Raw genomic sequence first — 22,468 nt, 5'->3', positions numbered from 1 at the left:
CTTTGGCGGAAGTAATGCATGGCCAATCTCAACACTTATTACTACCGCGTACTACTGCCCCATGGTGGTGTGCGCTCAGGTCTGTTGCGCCTGGCGGTCAAGCGTGACTTGTCAGCGCGCATGCGGCTGGAAGCGGACACCGATGGCACGGTGATCAACCTCTGGCGTTTCCCCGCCTGGCTGGCGGTGGTGGCCGATGCATTGCTGCACTTGTTCAGCAAGCAAGTGCGCAGTGAAGACCTCGCAGGTTTCCTTCGTGACCTAGGTCTCATGATGCGCGCTGGCGTCCCCGCTCTCGATGCGCTGGCCACCCTGGTGGAAGAAAGCCACAGCGTGGGCAACCCTGCCATGGCGGCCGTTGCCCGCAACATGCTGGACGATCTGAACGCCGGTGTGGGCATGACCGAGGCCTTCAATCGGCACCCCAACGTATTCCCGGAGACGGTTCGCAACCTGGTCTCCATTGGGGACCAGACAGGTACGCTGGACCACATGCTTGGCGAAGCTGCTGAGCACGTGGAGCGCATGATCAATATCCGGCGGGACATCAAGACTGCGCTGATCTATCCGGCGTTTGTTTTTGCCTCCATCATTGGTGTTGCAATCTTCTGGATCTACTACGTCGTGCCCTCCATGGCGCGGCTGTTCAAACAGCTGCAGGCGAAATTGCCGCCCATTACGGAAGGGCTGGTTGCGTTCGCGGACTTGCTTTCCACCCATCTACCCTGGGTTCTGCTGGTCACGGCCATCGTAGTGTCGATTGGTGTCATTGCCTTCAAGCGTTCCGAGCGATTCCAGCTGGCCACCTATACCCTCATGCATCGTCTGCCGATCGTGCGTACGCTGCTGGTTTCGTCTGGCATGGCGCATATCACCGAACACCTCTCGATTCTGGTGCGTGCGGGGGTGGACATGGTGTCCAGCCTGCGTGTGTTGGGCCGCGCCACCAAGAACCGGTACTACCGAACGCGCCTCATCCATGTGGCGGAGTCCGTATCGCGTGGTGAGTCGGTGTCTTCCTCTATGCGGCGCGTAGGTGGGTTTCCAGCCATGGCTGTACGCATGATCTCCGTGGGCGAAGAGTCCGGCAGTCTGGATCAGCAACTCTCTCATCTTGCGGCGGACTACCGCAAGCGCTTGGAGGTGCTGGTGAAGTCGCTGGCGGAAATCCTCAAGCCTCTGATCATTCTGGCAGCGGGGGGGCTTTTCCTGTTTCTGATAGTTGCGTTGCTGTTGCCTGTCTACGATTTGGTGCGGCAATCGGTCACTCAAAGCATGGGAGGTTGATGATGCGCAGCGTTGTGAAATTCACCGCCCAGTGTGGCCACCGAGGAGTGATTTCGTGTCGGCTCCCGTCGGCAGGGGCTGGCTCAACCCTCAACAACGGCGGCCTGTTGATATCGGGGGGAGTGCAATGAAAAGACCCATATGGATTGGCGGCGGTTTGGCTGCACTGATTTTGGTCGTGGTTTTCTTCGCGGGGTGGGCTGCAGGGGGGCGGGGTGGTTCCGCGGCAGTGGACCCGGCGAGGCAATCGTCAACGGTGTTGCCGTCTCTGCCTCAGCAAAGTGGATCGGCTGGTGCGTTGTCTCGTCCGCTGGATGCGGGGGCTTCGTCCATGCCGCCCCTTGCGACTGGGGCTTCAGCGCCCGCATCTACATCGCCACTCACGCCTGAGGAACGTCGCAAGCGGGTGGCCCAGGTGCAATCCGATATTTCGGCAATGATGGCCAGCGGTGCGCTCGGATCGCCCGAGAAGGCTTTGCCCCTTATCAACGAACTGGAGCAGCTGTCGCAAGGGAGCACCGACCCACGCTACTTCCAGACGCTTCGGAATATGCTGGAGAGCACAGCCAAGGTCCAGGCGCTCAGTGCGGAGCTCCAGAAGATCTCGGGAAGTTCCAAGCCCGAGGATGTTGTTCGTCGCAAAGAGGTAATAAGCCAGTTGAAGCAACTCAGCACGCGCATCAGTGCGGAGGCTGCTGATCTCCAATCCAGCGTGCGACAGCCGCCCAAAGCGGGGAAGTCGTGATGGTACGTGCTAGTTTGTCGTTGGTTGGAAGGTGTGCGCGTAGGTCGCAGGCTGGCCTTTCGCTGATCGAACTGTCTGTGGCGCTGGTAGTGGCGGGGCTTTTGTCCTGGGCTTCGTTCAGCGCTTACGAGACTGTCTCCGCACAGCAGCAGATCGAAAAAGGGCGAGCGCAGGCGCAACAGCTGCAGTCGATATTGCGCGCCTTCGCGCTACGCAACGGGCGCCTGCCATGTCCGGATGTGAGCGCAGTGGCAAACGGGTATGAGTCACTGACTGCGGGTGAGTGTTCGAGTGGCAGTCAGTTGGGGTGGTTTCCTTACGTGAGCCTGGGGCTCGAGATTCCTACTCAGGAGCTTCGAGCACGCTACGCCGTTTTTCGTGCAGCCAACGCCGATGTCTCGCTGGACGCCGATCTTGCTGTCTCCAAGGAGCGTACAGGCGACTCCGCCGGTGAAGCCAACTATCTTGATGTCACCGACTTGATTGCTGCGCTTAAGAATGCTTCTGTCGTCCCTTTGTCGACAGCACGTGCTTACCTTACCGGAGATGCAGGCCCGGCTGGGGTCATCAATTGTGGTGCCAACGCTGTTATGCCAGCGGCCTATTGGGTGGTTGTGCCACTGCAAGACAGGGACAACGATGGCAGCCGCATGGATCCACCTCACACGATGACCAGCCTGTGTGCGGCGAGCCCATCAGCCCCGTTGAGGTTTGCCTCTGATGACGTGGTCGTGGCCGAGTCACCCGCTCAGTTGGCTGGCTGGCTGCGCTCAAATTTGCCGTAGCCGCATTCGGGACTGATAGCTCATGTTCATGTTCATGTTGATAGTTGCCATTGCACATATCGCGGCAAACTCCTTCTGGGGGGCTTCTGGCCCACGTTCAAGCGTTCTTGGACCACTGGGGCGGCATGCAGTGCGCAGCCATTGCCCTCAGGTCGCCATTGGGCGCGGCTGCGCGGGCGTGTACGCATCTCGCTCTCGCGGCTTTGGAATGGTGCAGGTGCTGCTCCTTATCGCTGTTTTGGCGGGCCTTGCGAGCATGGGTTACTTGCAATGGCGTGAGCGCTCTGCCGTAGATTCTTCGCGCCAAGAGCGGCAGGCGTTGGCGCAAGCCGACCGCGCCATCGTGACCTTTGCAACCGTCATGAGGCGCTTGCCTTGTCCCGATATCAATCGCGACGGTATCGAGGACTGCAGCGCTGGTGACCAAAAAGGCTGGTTGCCTTCCGTGTCCTTGCGAATGGCAGGTGCTGACCCTGGCGTCAATGTGGGTCAGTTGCGCTACCTCGTTCAACGAGGCGGGGGAGCCAATGACCTGACGGTACTGGATGATGCTTGGCGGCCATTGGAGTACGACACCACAGGAAAAACTTATAGCTCTATGCGTGCGACCACCGCGACGGGTGGAGACTATCAAGCGGATATCCTGACGTTGACGGACCTTTGTAAGCGCTTGGATGATGGACGTGAAACTCCTTACGCAGTTGGCATGGCTGAGGTTCGTTCTTCGCCCGTGCGCACGACAGCCTACGCGCTCGTTCACCCGGGCAATGATGATGCGGACGGTGATGGATCGCCTTTTGACGGAGCGAACGCTTCTGCCGATAGTGTCGTGGAAGATCCGATCCATAGGCCTTTGCTTGCGCGTTACAACGATATCGTGCTGGAGCATTCCTACGCGAGCCTGCTCGCTGGGCTGCACTGTGCTCCCCTTATTGATTCCATCAACACCGTGGCATTGGCGCACGATGTGGTATCCCAGGTGGACGACCTGAAAACCGGGAATATTGCCGCGGCCAAGCAAGCCATCATTTTCGCCGCTCTGGGGGCTGCCATAACGGCAAACGATATGGCGGGCACGATTTTGGGAGAGGTCATGGACGCTGCGAATGCGGCAGTGGATTGGGCGGTTTGTGCGGCCTCACTGGGGCTGGCGGTAAACGCTTGTGCTGCTGCGCCACAACACACGGTGGCAGTGGGCCTGGCTGGTGGCGTGTTGTATGCCAATGGTGCCTCCGTGGTGCTGAACGTTGCGGCAGCCGCCATGGCTGGCAATGCGTTGGCGCTGGCAGACAGCTCGGTGGACTCTTCCACGCTCACATGTCCGTCCACCGACTACACGCAGACACTCGCTGCTGCAAAGAAGGAGTGGGATGACGCCATCGCGGATCGCAGCAGTCTCATCAAGAAGATCAACGACAAGTCTGATGAACTGAGCGCGGCCAACACCGCGCGCACGAACGCCATCAACAACTTGGTGGCACAGGTGCGCGTCGTTGGAACCAGCACTAGCATTGACTCGCGCATACAGCCAGTTCTGGATGCTGCAACCAACTGGGAGTCCAGCTCGTTCTCCTTGAAAGCAGCCACAGACCGCCGCGACAACTACCAGACAGCGGTGACGCAGTGGACCAACCAAGTGGCGACTTATGCCGACATGTTGGCCAATCGGACCGCAATGATCGCCCAGCTCGATACCGATATTAAGGCGCTGGACGCACAAATTGCCGCCACCACAGATCCCGCGGTGAAGGCGGCTTTGAGCAAGCAGAGGCTAGAAAAAACTTCGCAACTGACGCTTCTGAACGACCCCGTGGCTCTGCATGCTGAGTACGACAAGGCAGTGACTGAAAGGAACAACGCGCAAAGCAACCTGGATGCTGCCCAGTCCGATCTGTCGGCTGCCCAGGCAAGCGCCGGATCTGCGCAAACGAGCTTCCAGGGAGCTTATTCCAACTTGCGCAATGCAGGTCGCTACACCATTTTTGTGGGAGCAGTGGCGGCAGCAACCGGATGCACCACGACGGCCGCTGGCGTGTGCAAGTCGGGTGACATCGTGACATCTGGAGGCATCCAGTCGGCGTTGGTGGACCTCTTCGGTGGTTCATCGGTCAGTCCGGACCCGAACGCAAAGTACCTGAAGCCCATCAAACTGCAACGGGAGCTCAACGCCCTTCAGAGCATTGTTGGTGAGGCCAACAAACGAGTGACTAATGCCCAAAACATGTACAACCAAGTCAAGACCCAGGCTGACAATCCTCCACCTTGCAACATCACTGGAAAGGGCGTGACACCCATGCCCCCGAGTACAGCGATGGATATCCTCATCAAGGTGGACCAGAAAGGGGGAACGCGATGAAGCGCTCCCTGCGTCAAGACAGTGGTTTCTCCCTGGTGGAGCTGGCCGTGGTTCTTGCGATCGTTGGAATCATTGGTATTTTTGTTTGGCGATGGGTGGTGTCTACCCGTGAGCCTTTGCAGAGGCCTGCGATGCTGCGGCAGTTGAGTGAGGCACAAGCTGCTGTGGAGGGCTTTGTGCTTGCCAACCACCGACTGCCTTGCCCGGCAACCAACTCGGGTGGCAGCGAAGCCTGCAGCGATGCCACCGCCGTGCTACTGCCTTGGAAAAGCTTGGGCCTGAGCAGCACTTTTGGGCAACTTCACTATGGTGTCAATCGGGGGGGCGGCGTGGATTTGGCCGTCGCTCCGGCGGCGTCCGTGTCCCCAGACCTGAATGTTGATTTCACGGGCATGCCGGTCATACCGACGTACCCCTCTTTCTCTCCACCGATCTCGGCGTCAGCGACTGTCACCGCAGCTGCCGCTCGCGCCACGGCAGCCATCACGGCAGCCGGCGCTCGCCGTGCCGTGGCGAATGGTCTGGATTGGTGCCACGTGCTGCGTCGATTTGCTTCCAACTCGGCAGCGGCCGGCATACTCAGCGCTGGCAATGTGTCCGATAGCATGCCAGTCGCTTATGTCCTTATTCACCCGGGCGAAAACAATCAGTTTGATGGCAATAACGCAGTGGGTGCCAGCGCCACGTGGCGGTTCGACTTTCCCGGGCGACTGCAAGATACGAATTACGACGATTTGACTCTCGCAGTGGGGCCTTCGGATCTGGATGCACGGATTGGATGTGTGGGACGGTTGAGCGAAATGCAGGCCACGGCGCAAGGTGCCTACGCTGCGTATGACAGTGCGCGCGTCATGCAAGAGTACTGGTCGTTGCGTGTGTATGACATTACGTCGGCGGAGTCTGCCGTGCAATCGGCTGAGGCTGGTGTTGCCACGGCGGCCCTGGGCCTGGCGCTGGCAATCGCCAGCGGAAACATCAGTATTGCGTCGGCAGCCAACTCGGAGGGGCTCACTACTTTTACGGTGGGAGTTGCCGCAGCCAACGTCATAGTGGCGATTGCCCAAACTGTGTTAGCGGGCCTGGCGCTGGATGACGCGAAGGAAGCGCTGAAGGTCGCCAAGGAGAAGCAGGCTGCCACCGATGCCTACGCTGCAAAGGTGTATGACACGTTCACGCAAGCACTGACCAACGCTACCAAACTGGATGTGAAGGGGCTCAACCCATGAAGCGCAGCATGCAGGGGTTCACCCTGGTCGAAATATCGGTCATCTTGCTCGCACTGGGGTTGATACTGCCAGGCGCCATTGTTCTTTGGCAGCTTTCCGAGCGTCAACGTGTTACGACCGTACAGGTAGATGTGCAGCAGCAAACACGCGATGCTCTGGTGGGGTATCTGCACTCTAACTATCGACTTCCTTGTCCTGCTGCGGATACTGCTGGCGTGGAGTCCTGCACGGATGGCGGCGACTTGCGCCACGTGGGGTTTGTCCCGTGGCGCACGCTGGGACTTCCCCGCCCTGAGGCGGGTGGATTGCGCTATGGTGTGTATCGTGGGCCATCAGCCACTGCGCATGAGGACCGGGATCTGGCCAGTGCTGTCGATCGCATGAATCCGTTGCGCGTGCGCACACCCAACCCCAAGCCACAGAACAAGGACGCGCCCAACGACAAAGCGTCCCCGATCCCTTCGGTGTCCACGGTTCAGCTGGGGATGACCCAGTCTGGCAACGATGTCGCCCCTTTGAATACCGCCTGCAACGCGTCGGACAGCCCGCCTTGCCCCCTGGGGGTGGCCAAGGCGGTCAACCTAGTGGATGTTTGCCTGGCGCTGAATACCGCCAATGACAATCTGGTGGCGCCCACGGGCAGGTTGGCGGCGAAAATGCTCGGCACCCGTCGCTCGGTGGCCTTCGTTCTTGTTGCCCCTGGCATGTTGGATGCAGATGGGGACGGAAAGGCTTTTGACGGTGCGAATGCGTCTGCCACTTCGGCAGACCCGACCTTTGAGGCACCCGGTACCGCTGCGACCAGCGCTTATGACGACTCCGTTGTGGCGCCCAGCCATGCGGAATTGTTTGGCGAACTACATTGTGGCGCGGCCTTGTCGGCCATATCGCATGCGCACTTTAATGCCGCCACCGGCGCCTTTGTGATGGAGCGGGCTCTGTACGACTACCGAGACCAGTTGTTCGTAGCCGTCAAACTGGCAGAAGCCAACGCGGCAGCCGCAGCTGCGGGGGTTGCCGGTGCAGCGGCGGGTGTTTTGGCTGGGATCAAGGAGGGGGTTTCAGCCGCAGCGGACACGACAATGAGTGCGGGCGCCCGGTCTGCGCAGATCGGATTCGCCGCTGCAGCTATCGTGGCAGCCGGCTTGAGTACGTACGCGTCTATAGGGATCCTGGGATTGGCGGGCGATGCAGTGACTGAGGCCAAAAAAACGCACTCGGACTTCGCCACGCGAACCACCGCCATGACGGAACTTGCCATTTCCATCAACAACAACACGCTGAAGGCTGATGCCATTGGCTATTGAGAACTTGTGCTCAAAGAGCTGTACACCATGACAACGAAACGAACGAACTATTGGGCCACACCCGCGAGGCGGCAGCGCGGGTTCTCGCTTCTGGAACTGAGTATCGCCCTGGTGGTGATTGGTTTGGTGCTTGGTGCAGTGGCCGTGGGACGGGACCTGCAGCGATCTGCAGCCAATCAGCGCCTCTCCACTGATTTCATACAGGGGTGGCAACTGGCCTACGAGGCATTTTTCAACGGCGTTGGCTACCCCCCGGGTGACAATCCCACCAACCCTACTGGCCGGGTCAACGGCAACAGTGCCACCCCCGGTTCGGAGTTGTGCGGCGACCCGATGATCAATGCGTTTTTGGCGGCGGGGATCCGGTTGCCTGCGGGGCGTACAGAAGGGCAGCAGGATCGCTACGTTTATCTAGACAGCAACGGGAACCCTCAAGAGGTTCGCGTGTGTTTCCAAAGCCGGGAGTGGGCGGAGCCTGGCGCCAGCGTGGGTGCTTACGAGACGCGGTTTCGCAACGTCATGGTGATTCGTGGCACCACGTTCTCGCTGGCCGCCGCATTGGACCAGCAGATCGATGGCAACAGCGATGCAAGGTTTGGCCGACTTCGCGAAGTTTCGTTGGCGAACGACACCACGGCCAATACCCCCGGGATTGTCTGGCCCATCGACGACCGTATGGCGTTCGGCAGTACGGCGCCCACTTCACGGGATGAGTCGCAAGTAGCCGTCACCACTGCCTTGTTCAAGATGATGCGTTAATTTGTGCATAGCGTCCGCCATAGCGCTTGCAATGGCGCTTTTTTACCGGCCTGGGCAGGCCTGGAGCAGCGGGCTACACGCCTGCCAGCTGAAACCGCTGATCGAAATTCATCTTGCCCAGCACACGCAACGCCGCATTGCGGGTGGCGTTGTCGACCTTGCTGATGTCCAGGCTGTAGTGTTTGGCGGTGGAGACTACGTCCACACATTTGTGGCCCCATTGCACAGCCACGAGCTGTGCTGGGCGCTGGCCTGCCTGGGCGCCTACTCCTACTGATACGCCGCGCTGTTCGGTGCGCAGCATGAATTCAAGGTGGGGGGTACGCACCAGGGTGAGGCGGTCGGTGCCCCGGGGGGCCAGCGCGAACGAGACCACCCAGTCGTCTTCGTCTTCCACCGTCACAAACGGAACATGCTGGGGTGCGGCCATGGTGCTGGGCGTTGGTGTTGGATGTTTGGTAAGGACGGTTCGCGCAGGGACTGTGTTGCCCGGGATGCGGGCGGGCGCAAGTATGCCGTTGCAAGCGCGGCGCCTGATTCGGGAGAACCCGGGGTTGGGCCTTTCCAACGTAGGGACGGGTGTCGGCTTTGTGCAAAGCTGGCGAAGGAGAAAAGGGACGCGCGCAGGGTTCAAGTGTCAGGTTTTTGATGGAAAAATTGACCACTGCGCTCGATCAGTATGCTTTTTTAGCTATATTTTTTGTAGCATTTTGGCCTCGCTTGCGTCATACCGTGGATTTCGCCAAGTCCGTGGCCAGTTGGCCCACGGTGGCCAGTGCAGCCTGCGGCCTTTGCTGGGCGGGGTGGCCGTAGTTGATGCGTACGCAGTGCGCAAACCGCCGGTCGGCGGAGAAGATCTGCCCCGGCGCCAGGCTGATACCCTGCTGCAGTGCCAGGCGGTGCAAATCCAGTGCATTGACCGGGGGCGGCAGCTCCACCCACAAAAAGTACCCGCCCTCGGGCCGCGACACCCTCGTGCCAAGCGGAAAGCGCGCGGCCACCGCCGCCAGCGCGATGGCCTGCTGCTGGGCCAGGCTGCGGCGCAGCTGGCGCAGATGCCGGTCGTAGCCGCCCTGGGCCAGGTATTCGGACAGCGCCTGCTGCGATGGCGTGGCGGCCGAGAGTGTGGTCATGAGTTTGAGCCGCTGTACCGCCGTGGCAAAGCGGCCCGCCGCCACCCAGCCCACGCGCTAGCCGGGCGCCAGGCTTTTGCTGAACGAGCTGCTGTGCATCACCAGCCTCGCGCCGTCAAACGCCTTTGAACAGGTTCTTAGCGGGCAGTGGGTACCATCGGGGCTTACCGCGCCTGAGAACAGATTCTGAGAACGGCGCGGCCCGTGATCCCGTTGTAGCCCTGGCCCTTGCCTTGCGGGCTTGAGGAGTTGAACCGATGCCCAGCCCTGCCGCCTTGCCTGTTGATTCCGCCACCACCGCCCAGCCCAGCGGCTGGTGGGCTGTGTGCCTGTGCGCGGGCTGGTGCGGCACCTGCCGCGATTACCGGGTGCTGTTTGACACCCTGGCCCAGGCCCACCCCGATGTGCGCTTTGAATGGGTGGACATTGAGGACGAATCGGAGCTGGCAGGCGACCTGGATGTGGAGACCTTCCCCACGCTGTTGATTGCCGATGGGCGCAAGGCGCATTTTTTGGGCCCCTTGCTGCCCCAGGCGGCTGTGCTCGATCGATTGCTGGCCACCCTGCGCAGCGGTGCCCCTTCGGGCGCCGCCACCGACCCCATGGCGCAAGAGGTGTTTGACCGCGTGCGTGCAGACCGCGCTGTGGCGGGTGCTTGATGCTACTAAATATATAGCTGCTAGCGCTTATTTATCAAGCGCCAGAGGCCATTTTTATCTGTAATGTCTGACACCTTCTGGTTCGACCCCGACTCTTTGCGCGCCCTGTGCGAGGACGGCCCCTGGATGCGCGGCAAGGCCTTGCTGGCGCAAGGTGTGGTGGGCGAGCCGGACATTGAGCCACTGGACGAAGGCTGGCGGATACAGGCCCTGGTGCAGGGCACCCAGCACATACCGTACGAGGTGGCTGTGACCCTGGCGGTGATGCCCGATGGCCAGGTGGACTACTGGCGCAGCGTGTGCGACTGCCCCGTGGGCCGCCAGTGCAAGCATGCCGTGGCGTTGATGCTCAAGGCGGCCCGCCTGCCGCTGAGCGATGAAGCCCGCGCGGCAGCGGCCCCGCGCAAGGATGTGAGCGCGGCGGCAGCGTCCTTATCGGCCCGCGAACGCATGGCCGCCGTGCAGCAGGCCGAGGCTCAGGCCCAGCTGGTGAACTGGCTGGCCGCGCTGGACCGCGCCGCGGGGGGCGATGTGGTGCTCAGCCCCACCGACCGCAGCGCGCGGCCTGAGCAGTATTTGTATTTGGCGTCGGTGGTGGGTGGCGCGCGCCAGTCCACCCAGTTGCAGCTCGAAGCGGTGGTGTCCTACCCCAAGCTGACCGGCGGCTGGGCCAAGCCCAAGCAGGTGCGCACCCAGCCCGCCAAGGGCCAGGCGGTGTACGACCAAGCCAGCGAGACCGATCGCCAGGTGCTGCAACTGCTGCGCGCCATGCCACGCAGCCAAGGGTATTACTCGGCCTACAGCGGCGCGCCCTGCGCGGTGCTGGAGGGGCAGGTGGGCTTGCTGGCGCTGCAGCAGGCGGCCAGCACCGGGCGGCTGTTTGCCGATGCCGGTGGCTCCACCGTGGGCGAGCCGCTGCGCTTTGCCCCTGCGCGCGCGCTGCAGTGGCTGTGGCGCGAAGTGCCCGCGCAGCCCGGAGCCTTGTCGGCCGAGCCCGCCTGGCAACTGCGCGCCGCCCTGGCAGGCGATGGCGGCACGCTGTGCCACAACAGCCCGCCCTTGTTCATCGACGCCGAGCGGGGCGAATGCGGGCCGGTGGACCTGGGCACGGTCACTGCGGCGCAGCTGGATGTGCTGCTCAAGGCCCCCGCGCTGCGGGTGTCGGCCATCGAAAAGTACCAGGACGAAATGGCCCGCAGCCTGCCCCATGTGCCCCTGCCCCCGGTGGTGCAGGGCGTGCAGCGGGTGCAAGGCGTGGTGCCCCGGCCTTGCCTGCACCTGGCCCCCACGCCGCTGGCCCAGCGGCCCACGCTGGGTTTGGTGATGGCGCGGCTCAGTTTTGACTACGCAGGCCACCGGGGCTGGTGGCCGGGGCAGGGCGCGCAGGTGATGGTGGCGCCGCTGGACGGGGGCGATGGCCCCAGGGTGCTGCTGCAGCGCCACCCGCAGGCGGAGCTGGAAGCCATCCAGAAACTGATGGCCCTGGGCCTGCTGGCCACCGATGATGGCGTGTTTGGCCTGCCCGGCGAGCGTTCGCAGCAGGCCTGGATGCCCTGGGCCGATGCGGGCTTTGTGGTGTTCAGCGAGGCAGGGTTTGAGGTGACCCAGGACCTGGCCTTGCAGGGCTGGGTGAGCCATGCGCAAAACCTGACGGTGGCGCTGGCACCGCAGCCGGTGGCCGTTGCGCCGCCGGTGGTGCTGGCGGGGAGTGGCGATAGAGGCGAGCCGCTCAGCCCGTTTGCACAGGTTGCCCGGAGCGAGCGCGAGGCAGGGGGCGATGGAGTGCCCGATGCCCTTCTTGACGAAGTGGCAGACACTTCGCCCTGGTTCTCGCTGTCGCTGGGTGTGGAGCTGGATGGCCAGCGCCACAACGTGCTGCCCTGGCTGCCGGACCTGATCGCCCAGGCGGCGCAGCACCCGCCCGATGCTGCCACCGGGCAGCCGCAGCTGCCGCCGTTTGTGTATGTGCCGCGTGGCGACGCGCAGGGTGGCTTTGTGCGCCTGCCCACCGAGCCACTCCGCCCCTGGCTGGCCGCCTTGCTCGAACTGGTGGGCGAGCGGGGGCCGGATTTTGCCCAGCCCAGTCTGCGCCTGTCGCGCCTGGAGGCCTTGCGCGCCAGCGCCGCCCTGGGCGAAGGCGCGGTGTGGCAGGGCGCGGCTGCGCTGCAGGCCCTGGTGCGGCAACTGCAGGGCTCCAGCCCCATCGCCGAGGTGCCCGTGCCCGCCAGCGTGAACGCCAGCCTACGCCCGTACCAGCAGCAGGGGCTGAACTGGCTGCAGTTTCTGCGCGCTCAGGGCCTGGGCGGCATCCTGGCCGACGACATGGGCCTGGGCAAAACGCTGCAGACCCTGGCCCACATCCAGGTTGAAAAAGACGCGGGCCGCCTCACAACCCCCGCGCTGGTGATTGCCCCAGTGAGCCTGATGGGCAACTGGCACAGCGAGGCCGCGCGCTTTTGTCCCGGCCTGCGCACCCTGGTGCTGCACGGCGCTGGCCGCCATGAGCTGGCCGATTCGGTGGCCGAGCACGACCTGGTCATCGCCCCCTATTCACTGTTGCAACGCGACCGCGAGCGCTGGCTGCAAGTGCAGTGGCATTTGGTGGTGCTGGACGAGGCGCAGAACATCAAAAATGCCAGCACCAACGCGGCACAGGTGGTGTCTGCGTTGCAGGCGCGCCATCGGCTGTGCCTTTCGGGCACGCCCATGGAAAACCACCTGGGCGAGATCTGGAGCCTGTTCCACTTCCTCATGCCCGGCTTTTTGGGCAGCCAGCAGCGGTTTAGGGAGCTGTTTCGCAACCCGGTGGAAAAGCAGGGCGACAGCGGGCGCTTGGCGCAACTGCGCGCCCGGGTGGCGCCGTTCATGCTGCGCCGTACCAAGGCACTGGTGGCGTCTGAGCTGCCACCCAAGGTGGAGACCGTGATGCGCGTGGAGCTGACGGGCGCGCAGGCCGATTTGTACGAAACCATCCGCCTGGGCATGGAAAAGACCGTGCGCGAAGCTCTGCATTCCAAGGGGCTGGCCAAGTCGCAGATCACCATCCTAGATGCGCTGCTCAAGCTGCGCCAGGTGTGCTGCGACCCGCACCTGGTGCCGCTGGAGTCCGCCCGCCAGGTGCGCGAGTCGGCCAAGATGGCGCAGTTGATGGAGCTGCTGCCCGAGATGCTGGCCGAGGGGCGGCGGGTGCTGCTGTTCTCGCAGTTCACCAGCATGCTGGGCTTGATCGAGACCGAGCTCAAGGCCCGGGGCTTGCCCTGGGTCAAGCTCACTGGCCAAAGCCAAAAGCGCGACGAGATCATCCAGCGCTTTACCAGCGGCGAGGTGCCGTTGTTCCTCATCAGCCTGAAGGCGGGCGGTGTGGGGCTGAACCTGCCCCAGGCCGATACCGTCATCCACTACGACCCCTGGTGGAACCCCGCTGCCGAGGCCCAGGCCACCGACCGGGCCCACCGCATCGGCCAGACGCAGCGCCTGTGGGTGGTGAAAATGGTGGCCCAGGGCACCATCGAAGAGCGCATCCTGGCGCTGCAAGAGCGCAAGGCACAGCTGGCGCAGGCCATTTATGGCGGCGATGCCGCGCGCAAGGAGCCGCTGTTCACCGAGGCCGACTTGCACGAACTGCTACAGCCCCTGTCGGCGCTGTGAGTGCCATGCGCCTGGGTGGGGCATGCCACGTGCCATGGCACGGAAATGGCCGTTTGGCAACAGGCTGGCTTTGCAAATCAAGGCGTTACAGGCTACAATACGTTTCTCACGACCAAGCGGGCGGGTACCAACCGCCCGTTTTTTTTGGCCGTTTGGTTTTGGAGCTCGAAGCTGTCAGAAGGGGGAGTCTTCTGGGGGTTATCGGGTTTTTTGTTTTTCCCGGGATTGAACTGAACACGTGGCACTGCAGCAAATCGTCGAACAAATTGTGATCGGTCTGGGCTATGACCTGGTAGAGATTGAGCGCTCTGCCGGTGGCCTGCTGCGCATCACCATTGATTTGCCCTGGGTGGCGCCTGTTGTGGATGCTCCCCAGCCTGTGCTGGATCAGTTTGTCACGGTGGAAGACTGCGAAAAAGTCACCCGCCAGCTGCAATTTGCGCTGGAAGTGGATGGCGTCGAATACAAGCGCCTGGAAGTGTCATCCCCAGGCATTGACCGCCCCCTTCGCCACGAGCAGGACTTCGTGCGCTTTGAAGGCTCGGTCATCGACATCACCTTGAAGGCGCCCATGGGCGCAGCAGCGGCGGGCCAGGTCAGTGCCAACCGCAAGAAATTTCGCGGCACGCTCGAGCGCGCCGAGTCCGGGGGCTGGCAGATCGTCTGGAGAGACGAGCCTGCGGTCAAGCCCGGCCAGAAAGTCAGCAAAAAACGGGTGCCAGCACCATTGCAGGCACTAGGCTTTGCCCTGGATGAGTTGCGTGATGCGCGCCTGGCGCCCATCGTGGACTTCAAGGGGCGTGCCGGCAAGGCAGAGCAGGGCGCTGCCTGAGCTGTTCAGAACAATTGGGATGGCAGGCCGCCCGCTGGGGCCTGCGTCTTCGGGTGATTGAAATAGGAGAGTCGTCGCATGAATCGCGAATTGTTGATGTTGGTTGAGGCCATTTCGCGCGAGAAGAACGTGGAGCGTGATGTGGTCTTGGGTGCGGTGGAATCGGCCCTGGCCCAGGCTACCAAAAAGCTGTACCAAGGCGAGGTGGACATCCGTGTGTCCATCGATCGCGACAGCGGCAACTACGAGACTTTCCGCCGCTGGCTGGTGGTGCCCGATGACGCCGGTCTGCAAAACCCCGAAGCCGAAGAGCTGCTGATGGATGCCCGCGAACGCGTGGCCGATATCGAGGTGGGTGAGTACATTGAAGAGGGCGTGGAATCCGTGCCCATTGGCCGCATTGGCGCCATGGCGGCCAAGCAGGTCATCCTGCAAAAGATCCGCGACGCTGAGCGCGAAATGCTGCTCAACGACTTCATGTCGCGCGGCGAAAAGATCTTTACCGGCACCGTCAAACGCATGGACAAGGGCGACATCATTGTCGAGTCTGGCCGTGTGGAAGGCCGCCTGCGTCGCAGCGAGATGATCCCCAAGGAAAATCTGCGCAGCGGCGACCGTGTGCGCGCCATGATCATGGAAGTGGACCTGACGCTGCGTGGCGCTCCCATCATCCTGTCGCGTTCGGCCCCTGAATTCATGGTCGAACTCTTCCGCCAGGAAGTGCCCGAAATCGAGCAAGGCCTGCTGGAGATCAAGAACTGCGCCCGTGACCCCGGCTCGCGCGCCAAGATCGCCGTGCTGAGCCACGACAAGCGCGTGGACCCCATCGGCACCTGCGTTGGTGTGCGTGGCACCCGCGTGAACGCCGTGACCAACGAGTTGGCTGGCGAGCGTGTGGACATCGTGCTGTGGTCTGAAGATCCCGCCCAGTTTGTGATTGGTGCGCTGGCGCCTGCCAATGTGTCCTCCATCGTGGTGGACGAAGAAAAACACGCCATGGATGTGGTGGTGGACGAGGAAAACCTTGCCATCGCCATCGGCCGTGGTGGCCAGAATGTGCGCCTGGCTTCCGACCTGACGGGCTGGAAGATCAACATCATGGACGCTGCCGAGTCTGCCCAAAAGCAGGCCAACGAGTCCGATGCCTCGCGCCGTCTGTTCATGGAAAAGCTGGATGTGGACGAGGAAATCGCCGACATCCTGATCTCCGAAGGCTTTGCCACCCTGGAAGAAGTGGCCTATGTGCCGCTGCAGGAAATGCTGGAGATCGAATCGTTTGACGAAGACACCGTGAACGAGCTGCGTGCCCGTGCCAAGGATGCGCTGCTGACCATGGAAATCGCCCGTGAGGAAAGCGTGGATGAGGTCTCTCAAGACCTGCGCGACCTCGACGGCATCACCCCCGACCTGATTGCCAAGCTGGCTGAAGGCGGTGTGCACACACGTGACGACCTGGCCGATCTGGCCATTGATGAGCTGACCGACCTGACCGGGCAGTCTGCAGAAGATGCCAAGGCCTTGATCATGAAGGCCCGCGAACATTGGTTCGCGGCGGGGCAAGAGTAAAGGTCAGGGAGGCACGAACCAAATATGTCCAGTAATACTGTCGCCGAGTTCGCAAACGAACTCAAAAAATCGCCTGAAACTCTGCTCGACCAGCTCAAGGCTGCGGGTGTGAGCAAGGCTGCCCCTTCGGATGCCCTGACCGAGCCCGACAAGCAAAAGCTGTTGGCTTACCTGCAGGCCAGCCACGGCACCGCTTCGGGTGATCGCAAGAAGATCACCATGGTCAAGAAGTCCACCAGCGAAATCAAGCAGGCCGATGCCACTGGCAAGGCCCGCACGATCCAGGTGGAAGTGCGCAAGAAGCGCACCTTCATCCAGCGCGATGAAGGCGTCGAGTCCGCTGCTGAATCTGCAGCGCCTGCCGCCGAAGAAGCCGCTGTTTCCAGCGAGGACATCGAATTGGCTCGCCGCGAGGAAGAAGCCCGCCGCCAGGCCGAGCTGATTCGCCGCCAGGAGACAGAGCTCGCTGAAAAGCGTGCCGAGCGCGAAGCCCGCGAAAAGCGTGAGCGCGAAGCCGAAGAGCGTGCCGCCGCCTACGCAGCCCAGGAAGCCGAAAAGAAGGCGCAGGCGTCTGCTGTCAAGCAGGAAGCCACCCGCGAACAGGCTGCTGAAGCTGCTGCGCGCAATGCCGCTCAGACCGAAGCCCGCGAAAAGGCCGCTGCCGAATCCAAGGCGCGTGCCGACGAAGAAACCGCGCGCGCTGCCGATCTGGACGCCCGCCGCCGCAAGGCCGAGGCCGAAGCTGCAGCGATCCGCTCCATGATGGCAACGCCCAAGAAGGCGGTCATGGTGGCCAAGAAGCCCGAAGAACCCAAGCCAGTGGCCAAGCCCGCTGCTGTGGGCGACGCCAAGAAGGGCACCTTGCACAAGCCTGCCGTTGGTACCGGCACAGGGCCGCGCAATGCGGGTGCTGCTGCACCTGCTGCGCCTGGCGCAGGGGCTGGCAAGGAAGTCAAATCGGCCAAGCTGTCCTCCAGCTGGGCCAATGACACGGCCAAGAAGAAAGAAATCAAGACCCGCGGCGACAGCAGCGGTGGTGTGGGGCGCAACAACTGGCGTGGTGGTCCTCGTGGCCGCCGTGGCGATAACCGCGATCAGCGTGATGACCACCAGCAATCTGCGCCGGTGGAAGCCCGCATCATTGAAGTGCATGTGCCTGAAACCATCACGGTGGCAGAGCTGGCGCACAAGATGTCGATCAAGGCCTCTGAAGTCATCAAGGCTTTGATGAAGATGGGCCAGATGGTCACCATCAACCAGCCGCTGGACCAGGACACTGCCATGATCGTGGTGGAAGAGTTGGGCCACAAGGCTGTGGTGGCGGCACTGGACGATCCAGAAGCCTTCACCGACGAAGATGCAGGCCAGCAAAACGCAGAGCTGCTGCCTCGTGCCCCTGTGGTGACCGTCATGGGCCACGTGGACCACGGCAAGACTTCTTTGCTGGACTACATCCGCCGCGCCAAGGTGGCTGCGGGCGAAGCCGGTGGCATTACGCAGCACATTGGTGCCTACCACGTCGAAACGCCACGCGGCATGGTGTCGTTCCTGGATACCCCTGGTCACGAGGCCTTCACGGCCATGCGTGCCCGCGGTGCCCAGGCCACCGACATTGTGATTCTGGTGGTGGCAGCGGACGACGGTGTCATGCCCCAGACCAAGGAAGCCATCAAGCACGCCAAGGCGGCTGGTGTTCCTATCGTGGTGGCCATCACCAAGGCCGACAAGCCCGATGCCAACCCCGACCGCGTCAAGCAAGAGCTGGTGGTGGAAGAGGTGGTGCCGGAAGAATACGGTGGTGATTCGCCGTTCGTGCCTGTGTCTTCCAAGACGGGTATGGGCATTGACGCACTGCTGGAGCAAGTGCTGTTGCAAGCTGAAGTGCTGGAGCTGAAGGCCCCGGTGGAATCGCTGGCCAAGGGCCTGGTGATTGAAGCCCAGCTGGACAAGGGCCGCGGCCCTGTGGCCACGGTGCTGGTGCAATCCGGTACGCTCAAAGTGGGCGATATCGTGCTGGCTGGCCAGACCTATGGCCGCGTGCGTGCCATGCTGGACGAAAACGGCAAGGTCGCCAAGACCGCAGGTCCTTCGATCCCGGTGGAAATCCAGGGTCTGACGGAAGTGCCGCAGGCAGGCGACGACTTCATGGTGATGACCGACGAGCGCCGTGCGCGCGAAATCGCCACCTACCGTGCAGGCAAGTTCCGCAACACCAAGCTGGCCAAGCAGCAAGCCGCCAAGCTGGAAAACATGTTTGCCGACATGACGGCGGGCGAGGTCAAGACCCTGCCCATCATCGTCAAGGCCGACGTGCAGGGTTCGCAGGAAGCGCTGTCGCAATCGTTGCTCAAGCTCTCGACCGACGAAATCAAGGTGCAACTGGTGTACGCCGGCGTGGGCGGCATCAGCGAGTCCGACATCAACCTGGCGATCGCCTCCAAGGCCATCGTGATTGGCTTCAATGTGCGTGCCGATGCCGGCGCTCGCAAGACCGCCGAAGGCAATGGCGTGGACCTGCATTACTACAGCATCATTTACGACGCTGTGGACGAGCTCAAGGTCGCTATGTCGGGCATGCTGGCCCCAGAGCAACGCGAGGAGATCATTGGTACGGCCGAAATCCGCACTGTGTTCGTGGCAACGAAGATCGGCACGATTGCCGGTTCGTACATCACGTCCGGTATGGTGCACCGCAATGCTCGCTTCCGTCTGCTGCGCGACAACGTGGTGGTCTACACCGGCGAGGTCGATTCGATCAAGCGCCTCAAGGACGACGTCCGTGATGTCAAGGAAGGTTTTGAGTGCGGTATCAAACTCAAGAACTACAACGACATCAAGGAAGGCGATCACCTCGAATTCTTTGACATCAAGGAAATTGCCCGGACGCTGTAAGGCGACTCGAGCAAGAGCGACGACGATATGGCAGCGAAGAAATCCTCCACTCCCAACCGGGCCTTCAAGGTAGCCGATCAGATCCAACGCGATCTGACGGAATTGATCGCGCGCGAGTTGAAAGACCCGCGCGTGGGCATGGTGACGCTGCAGGGTGTGGAGGTGACTCCTGATTACGCCCACGCCAAGGTGTTCTTCAGCCTGCTCACGGGCGACCCTGTGGAGACACAGGTGGCGCTGAACCAGGCCGCAGGCTTTTTGCGCAATGGTTTGTTCAAGCGCTTGCACATCCATACGGTGCCTACGCTGCACTTCATGTTCGATCGCACCTCTGAGCGGGCGGCCGATATGAATGCGCTGATTGCGCGCGCCGTGGCTTCTCGCGCCAAAGACGACGAGGAAGCATGACCGAGCGCGCTCCCCGCATCCGGGTGCAGCGGCGCCCGGTGCACGGAGTGCTGTTGCTCGATAAACCCCTGGGCCTGTCCAGTAACGACGCCTTGCAAAAGGCGAAGTGGCTGCTGCGCGCCGAAAAAGCGGGCCATACCGGCACGCTGGACCCGCTGGCTTCCGGCGTGCTACCGCTGTGCTTTGGTGCTGCCACAAAGTTCAGCCAGTTGCAGTTAGAGGCGGCGAAAACCTACGAAGCCATTGCGCTGCTGGGCACCACCACCACCACCGGCGATGCCGAGGGGGATGTGCTGGAGCGCCGTGAGGTGCTGCCCGAGCAGGTGACGCCAGAGCGCATCGCTGCCGTGCAGCAACAGTTCACGGGGCCCATCAGCCAGGTGCCACCCATGCACAGTGCGCTGAAGAAGGACGGCAAGGCGCTGTACGAATATGCCCGTGCAGGCATTGCCGTAGAGCGCGAAGCGCGCAATGTGGTCATTCATGCATTGAAATTGACCCTGGTGCATACAGATCAAGCGCAGGTAGCTATCAAAATGATAGTGACTTGCAGCAAGGGGACGTACATCCGTACCCTGGGGGAAGACATTGGTGCTGCGCTGGGGGTCGGGGCTCACCTGACCTTTTTGCGCCGCATTGATACGGGGGGCCTTGGCATTGAGCGCTGCGTCACACTGGCGCAGCTGGAGGCCATGGACGAGGCAGGGCGTCTGGCCTGCCTGGAGCCCCCTGAGTCGCTGCTGGTGGGGCACACGCGTGTCACGTTGGACGGCGACAATGCGGCCCGGTTCCTGTCGGGCGTGCGCCGCCGTGGAGCTTGGCCTGACGCCAGTGCCGTGGCGGTTTTTGGCGACAAGCCTTCGGCATTGCTGGGGGTGGGCCATATCGTTGGCGGGGAGCTGGTGCCGGGCAGGCTCCTGAGTCCGCTGGAAATTCAACAAATTTTGGAAAGCACGCCGCAACCACAGGCCAGCGGCACATTGGAAAAACTATGACTAAACAAATCCGCAATATCGCGATCATTGCCCACGTTGACCATGGCAAAACCACCATGGTTGACCAGCTGTTGCGCCAGTCCGGCACCTTTGCCGACCACGAAAAGGTCGTCGATACGGTGATGGACAACAACGCGATTGAAAAAGAGCGTGGCATCACCATCCTGGCCAAGAACTGCGCCGTGAGCTGGAAGGGCACGCACATCAACATCGTGGACACCCCTGGTCACGCGGACTTCGGCGGTGAAGTGGAACGCGCTTTGTCCATGGTGGACAGCGTGGTGTTGCTGATCGACGCGCAAGAAGGCCCCATGCCCCAAACGCGTTTCGTGACCAAGAAGGCCCTGGCCCTGGGCTTGCGCCCCATCCTGGTGGTGAACAAGGTGGACAAGCCCGGTGCCAACCCCGACAAGGTGGTGAACGCTGCGTTCGACCTGTTCGACAAGCTGGGCGCGACCGACGAACAACTCGACTTCCCCGTGGTGTACGCCTCGGGCATCAACGGCTGGTCGTCGCTGGAAGAAGGCGCTCCTGGTGAGCAGTGGGGCCCCGACATGTCGGCCCTGTTCGACACCATCCTCAAGCACGTGCCCCCGAATACGGGTGACGCGAGCGCGCCACTGCAACTGCAAATCTCGGCGCTGGACTTCTCCACCTTCGTGGGCCGCATCGGCGTGGGCCGTATCAGCCAGGGTACGCTGAAGCCCATGATGGATGTGGTCGTCATGGAAGGCCCCGATGGCAAGGCCGTCAAGGGCCGTGTGAACCAGGTGCTGACCTTCCAGGGTCTGGACCGTATGCAGACGCCGATGGCTGGCCCTGGCGACATCGTGCTGATCAACGGCATCGAAGACATCGGTATCGGCGTGACCGTGACCGACCCGGCCAACCCCGCACCGCTGCCCATGCTGAAGGTGGATGAGCCCACGCTGACCATGAACTTCTGCGTGAACACCTCGCCCCTGGCAGGTCGCGAAGGCAAGTTCGTGACGAGCCGCCAGATCTGGGACCGTCTGCAAAAGGAACTGCAGCACAACGTGGCCCTGCGCGTGAAGGAAACCGACGAAGAAGGTATTTTTGAAGTGATGGGCCGTGGTGAACTGCACCTGACCATCCTGCTGGAAAACATGCGCCGCGAAGGTTACGAGCTGGCTGTGTCCAAGCCCCGCGTGGTGTTCAAGGAAATCAATGGCGAGAAGTGCGAGCCTATCGAGCTGGTGACTGCCGACATTGAAGAAGGCCACCAAGGCGGCGTGATGCAAGCCCTGGGCGAGCGCAAGGGCGAGCTGGTGAACATGGAGTCCGACGGCCGTGGCCGCGTGCGCCTGGAATACCGCATTCCGGCCCGTGGCCTGATCGGTTTCACCAACGAATTCCTGAACCTGACGCGCGGTTCCGGCCTGATCTCCAACATCTTCGACAGCTACGAGCCGCACAAGGGCGACATCGGTGGCCGCAAGAACGGCGTGCTGATCTCCATGGACGATGGTGAAATCTTCACCTACGCTCTGGGCAAGCTGGACGACCGTGGCCGCATGTTCGTGAAGGCGAACGACCCCGTGTACGAAGGCATGATCGTCGGCATCCACAGCCGCGACAACGACCTGATCGTGAACGCCACGCGCACCAAGCAGCTGACCAACTTCCGCGTCTCCGGCAAGGAAGACGCGATCAAGATCACGCCCCCGATCGACCTCACGCTGGAATACGGCGTGGAATTCATTGAGGACGACGAACTGGTCGAAATCACGCCCAAGAGCGTGCGCCTGCGCAAGCGCCACCTGACCGAAAACGAGCGCAAGCGCGCTGGCCGTTCCTGAGCGGACCGGTGAAGCACGCGCACTGAGCTTTTGGCGGGTGTGCGTTGCTC

The 22,468-nt window shown here is 62.1% G+C and carries 16 protein-coding genes and 1 pseudogene; 15 read left to right on the top strand and 2 right to left on the bottom strand.

Annotated elements, in window-relative coordinates:
• The first annotated feature begins 18 nt into the window (after nucleotides 1-18).
• The 7 genes from CLU86_RS10690 (at nucleotide 19) to CLU86_RS10660 (ending at nucleotide 8,465) form a co-directional block, all read left to right on the top strand.
• Nucleotides 19-1,287 carry a type II secretion system F family protein gene (locus CLU86_RS10690; protein ID WP_099741583.1) on the top strand — a complete coding sequence of 423 codons (1,269 nt, stop codon included), beginning with the start codon at nucleotides 19-21 and terminating at the stop codon, nucleotides 1,285-1,287.
• A gap of 415 nt (nucleotides 1,288-1,702) precedes the next feature.
• A complete protein-coding gene (locus tag CLU86_RS10685; RefSeq protein ID WP_143226697.1) occupies nucleotides 1,703-2,032 on the top strand; it encodes a hypothetical protein in 330 nt (109 codons plus the stop codon).
• The gene (locus CLU86_RS10680) at nucleotides 2,032-2,817 is read left to right on the top strand and encodes a prepilin-type N-terminal cleavage/methylation domain-containing protein (RefSeq protein WP_099741581.1); all 786 of its coding nucleotides are present in this window, start codon (nucleotides 2,032-2,034) and stop codon (nucleotides 2,815-2,817) included. The genes CLU86_RS10685 and CLU86_RS10680 overlap by 1 nt, the downstream gene beginning before the upstream one ends.
• Nucleotides 2,818-2,839: 22 nt before the next feature.
• Nucleotides 2,840-5,173, top strand: coding sequence for a hypothetical protein (locus CLU86_RS10675; protein WP_233194938.1), 2,334 nt, complete (start codon nucleotides 2,840-2,842; stop codon nucleotides 5,171-5,173).
• Complete coding sequence (locus CLU86_RS10670) at nucleotides 5,170-6,399, top strand: type II secretion system protein (protein WP_099741580.1); 1,230 nt, start codon at nucleotides 5,170-5,172, stop codon at nucleotides 6,397-6,399. The genes CLU86_RS10675 and CLU86_RS10670 overlap by 4 nt, the downstream gene beginning before the upstream one ends.
• Nucleotides 6,396-7,706 (top strand): type II secretion system protein, encoded by a 1,311-nt coding sequence (locus CLU86_RS10665; protein WP_099741579.1) that lies wholly within the window; start codon nucleotides 6,396-6,398, stop codon nucleotides 7,704-7,706. The genes CLU86_RS10670 and CLU86_RS10665 overlap by 4 nt, the downstream gene beginning before the upstream one ends.
• Nucleotides 7,707-7,733: 27 nt before the next feature.
• Complete coding sequence (locus CLU86_RS10660) at nucleotides 7,734-8,465, top strand: type II secretion system protein (RefSeq protein ID WP_099743508.1); 732 nt, start codon at nucleotides 7,734-7,736, stop codon at nucleotides 8,463-8,465.
• Between the two features lie 73 nt (nucleotides 8,466-8,538).
• Here CLU86_RS10660 and CLU86_RS10655 read toward each other — a convergent pair whose 3' ends face one another.
• Together CLU86_RS10655 and CLU86_RS10650 are read right to left on the bottom strand one after the other, a co-directional pair.
• Nucleotides 8,539-8,895 carry a hypothetical protein gene (locus CLU86_RS10655; protein ID WP_099741578.1) on the bottom strand — a complete coding sequence of 119 codons (357 nt, stop codon included), beginning with the start codon at nucleotides 8,893-8,895 and terminating at the stop codon, nucleotides 8,539-8,541.
• A 295-nt stretch (nucleotides 8,896-9,190) separates the two neighbouring features.
• Nucleotides 9,191-9,727, bottom strand: a pseudogene (locus tag CLU86_RS10650) (aminotransferase class I/II-fold pyridoxal phosphate-dependent enzyme); the annotation flags it as partial.
• Nucleotides 9,728-9,855: 128 nt separating this feature from the next.
• On the opposite strand from CLU86_RS10650, the gene CLU86_RS10645 reads away from it, so the two are divergent.
• The 8 genes from CLU86_RS10645 (at nucleotide 9,856) to typA (ending at nucleotide 22,418) form a co-directional block, all read left to right on the top strand.
• Nucleotides 9,856-10,257 carry a thioredoxin family protein gene (locus CLU86_RS10645; protein WP_099741577.1) on the top strand — a complete coding sequence of 134 codons (402 nt, stop codon included), beginning with the start codon at nucleotides 9,856-9,858 and terminating at the stop codon, nucleotides 10,255-10,257.
• A 63-nt stretch (nucleotides 10,258-10,320) separates the two neighbouring features.
• The gene (locus CLU86_RS10640; protein WP_099741576.1) at nucleotides 10,321-13,905 is read left to right on the top strand and encodes a DEAD/DEAH box helicase; all 3,585 of its coding nucleotides are present in this window, start codon (nucleotides 10,321-10,323) and stop codon (nucleotides 13,903-13,905) included.
• 238 nt (nucleotides 13,906-14,143) lie between these two features.
• Complete coding sequence (gene rimP, locus CLU86_RS10635) at nucleotides 14,144-14,737, top strand: ribosome maturation factor RimP (RefSeq protein ID WP_099656012.1); 594 nt, start codon at nucleotides 14,144-14,146, stop codon at nucleotides 14,735-14,737.
• Nucleotides 14,738-14,815: 78 nt separating this feature from the next.
• Nucleotides 14,816-16,303 (top strand): transcription termination factor NusA, encoded by a 1,488-nt coding sequence (nusA, locus tag CLU86_RS10630; RefSeq protein WP_099656011.1) that lies wholly within the window; start codon nucleotides 14,816-14,818, stop codon nucleotides 16,301-16,303.
• A gap of 24 nt (nucleotides 16,304-16,327) precedes the next feature.
• Nucleotides 16,328-19,195, top strand: coding sequence for a translation initiation factor IF-2 (gene infB, locus CLU86_RS10625; RefSeq protein ID WP_099741575.1), 2,868 nt, complete (start codon nucleotides 16,328-16,330; stop codon nucleotides 19,193-19,195).
• Nucleotides 19,196-19,222: 27 nt separating this feature from the next.
• Nucleotides 19,223-19,603: a 30S ribosome-binding factor RbfA gene (rbfA, locus tag CLU86_RS10620; protein ID WP_099656009.1), complete on the top strand. Its 381-nt coding sequence runs from the start codon at nucleotides 19,223-19,225 to the stop codon at nucleotides 19,601-19,603.
• Nucleotides 19,600-20,598, top strand: a complete 999-nt coding sequence (gene truB / locus CLU86_RS10615) for a tRNA pseudouridine(55) synthase TruB (protein ID WP_099741574.1) — start codon at nucleotides 19,600-19,602, stop codon at nucleotides 20,596-20,598. Before rbfA ends, truB begins: the two co-directional genes overlap by 4 nt.
• On the top strand, nucleotides 20,595-22,418 hold the full coding sequence (typA, locus tag CLU86_RS10610) for a translational GTPase TypA (RefSeq protein WP_099656007.1): 1,824 nt from the start codon (nucleotides 20,595-20,597) through the stop codon (nucleotides 22,416-22,418). The genes truB and typA overlap by 4 nt, the downstream gene beginning before the upstream one ends.
• The last annotated feature ends 50 nt before the right edge of the window (nucleotides 22,419-22,468 follow it).

The sequence above is a fragment of the Acidovorax sp. 62 genome (assembly GCF_002754495.1).
Lineage (GTDB): Bacteria > Pseudomonadota > Gammaproteobacteria > Burkholderiales > Burkholderiaceae_C > Acidovorax.
The sequence above is the reverse complement of the archived record's forward strand: the minus strand, read 5'-3'. Positions and strand labels throughout refer to the sequence as shown.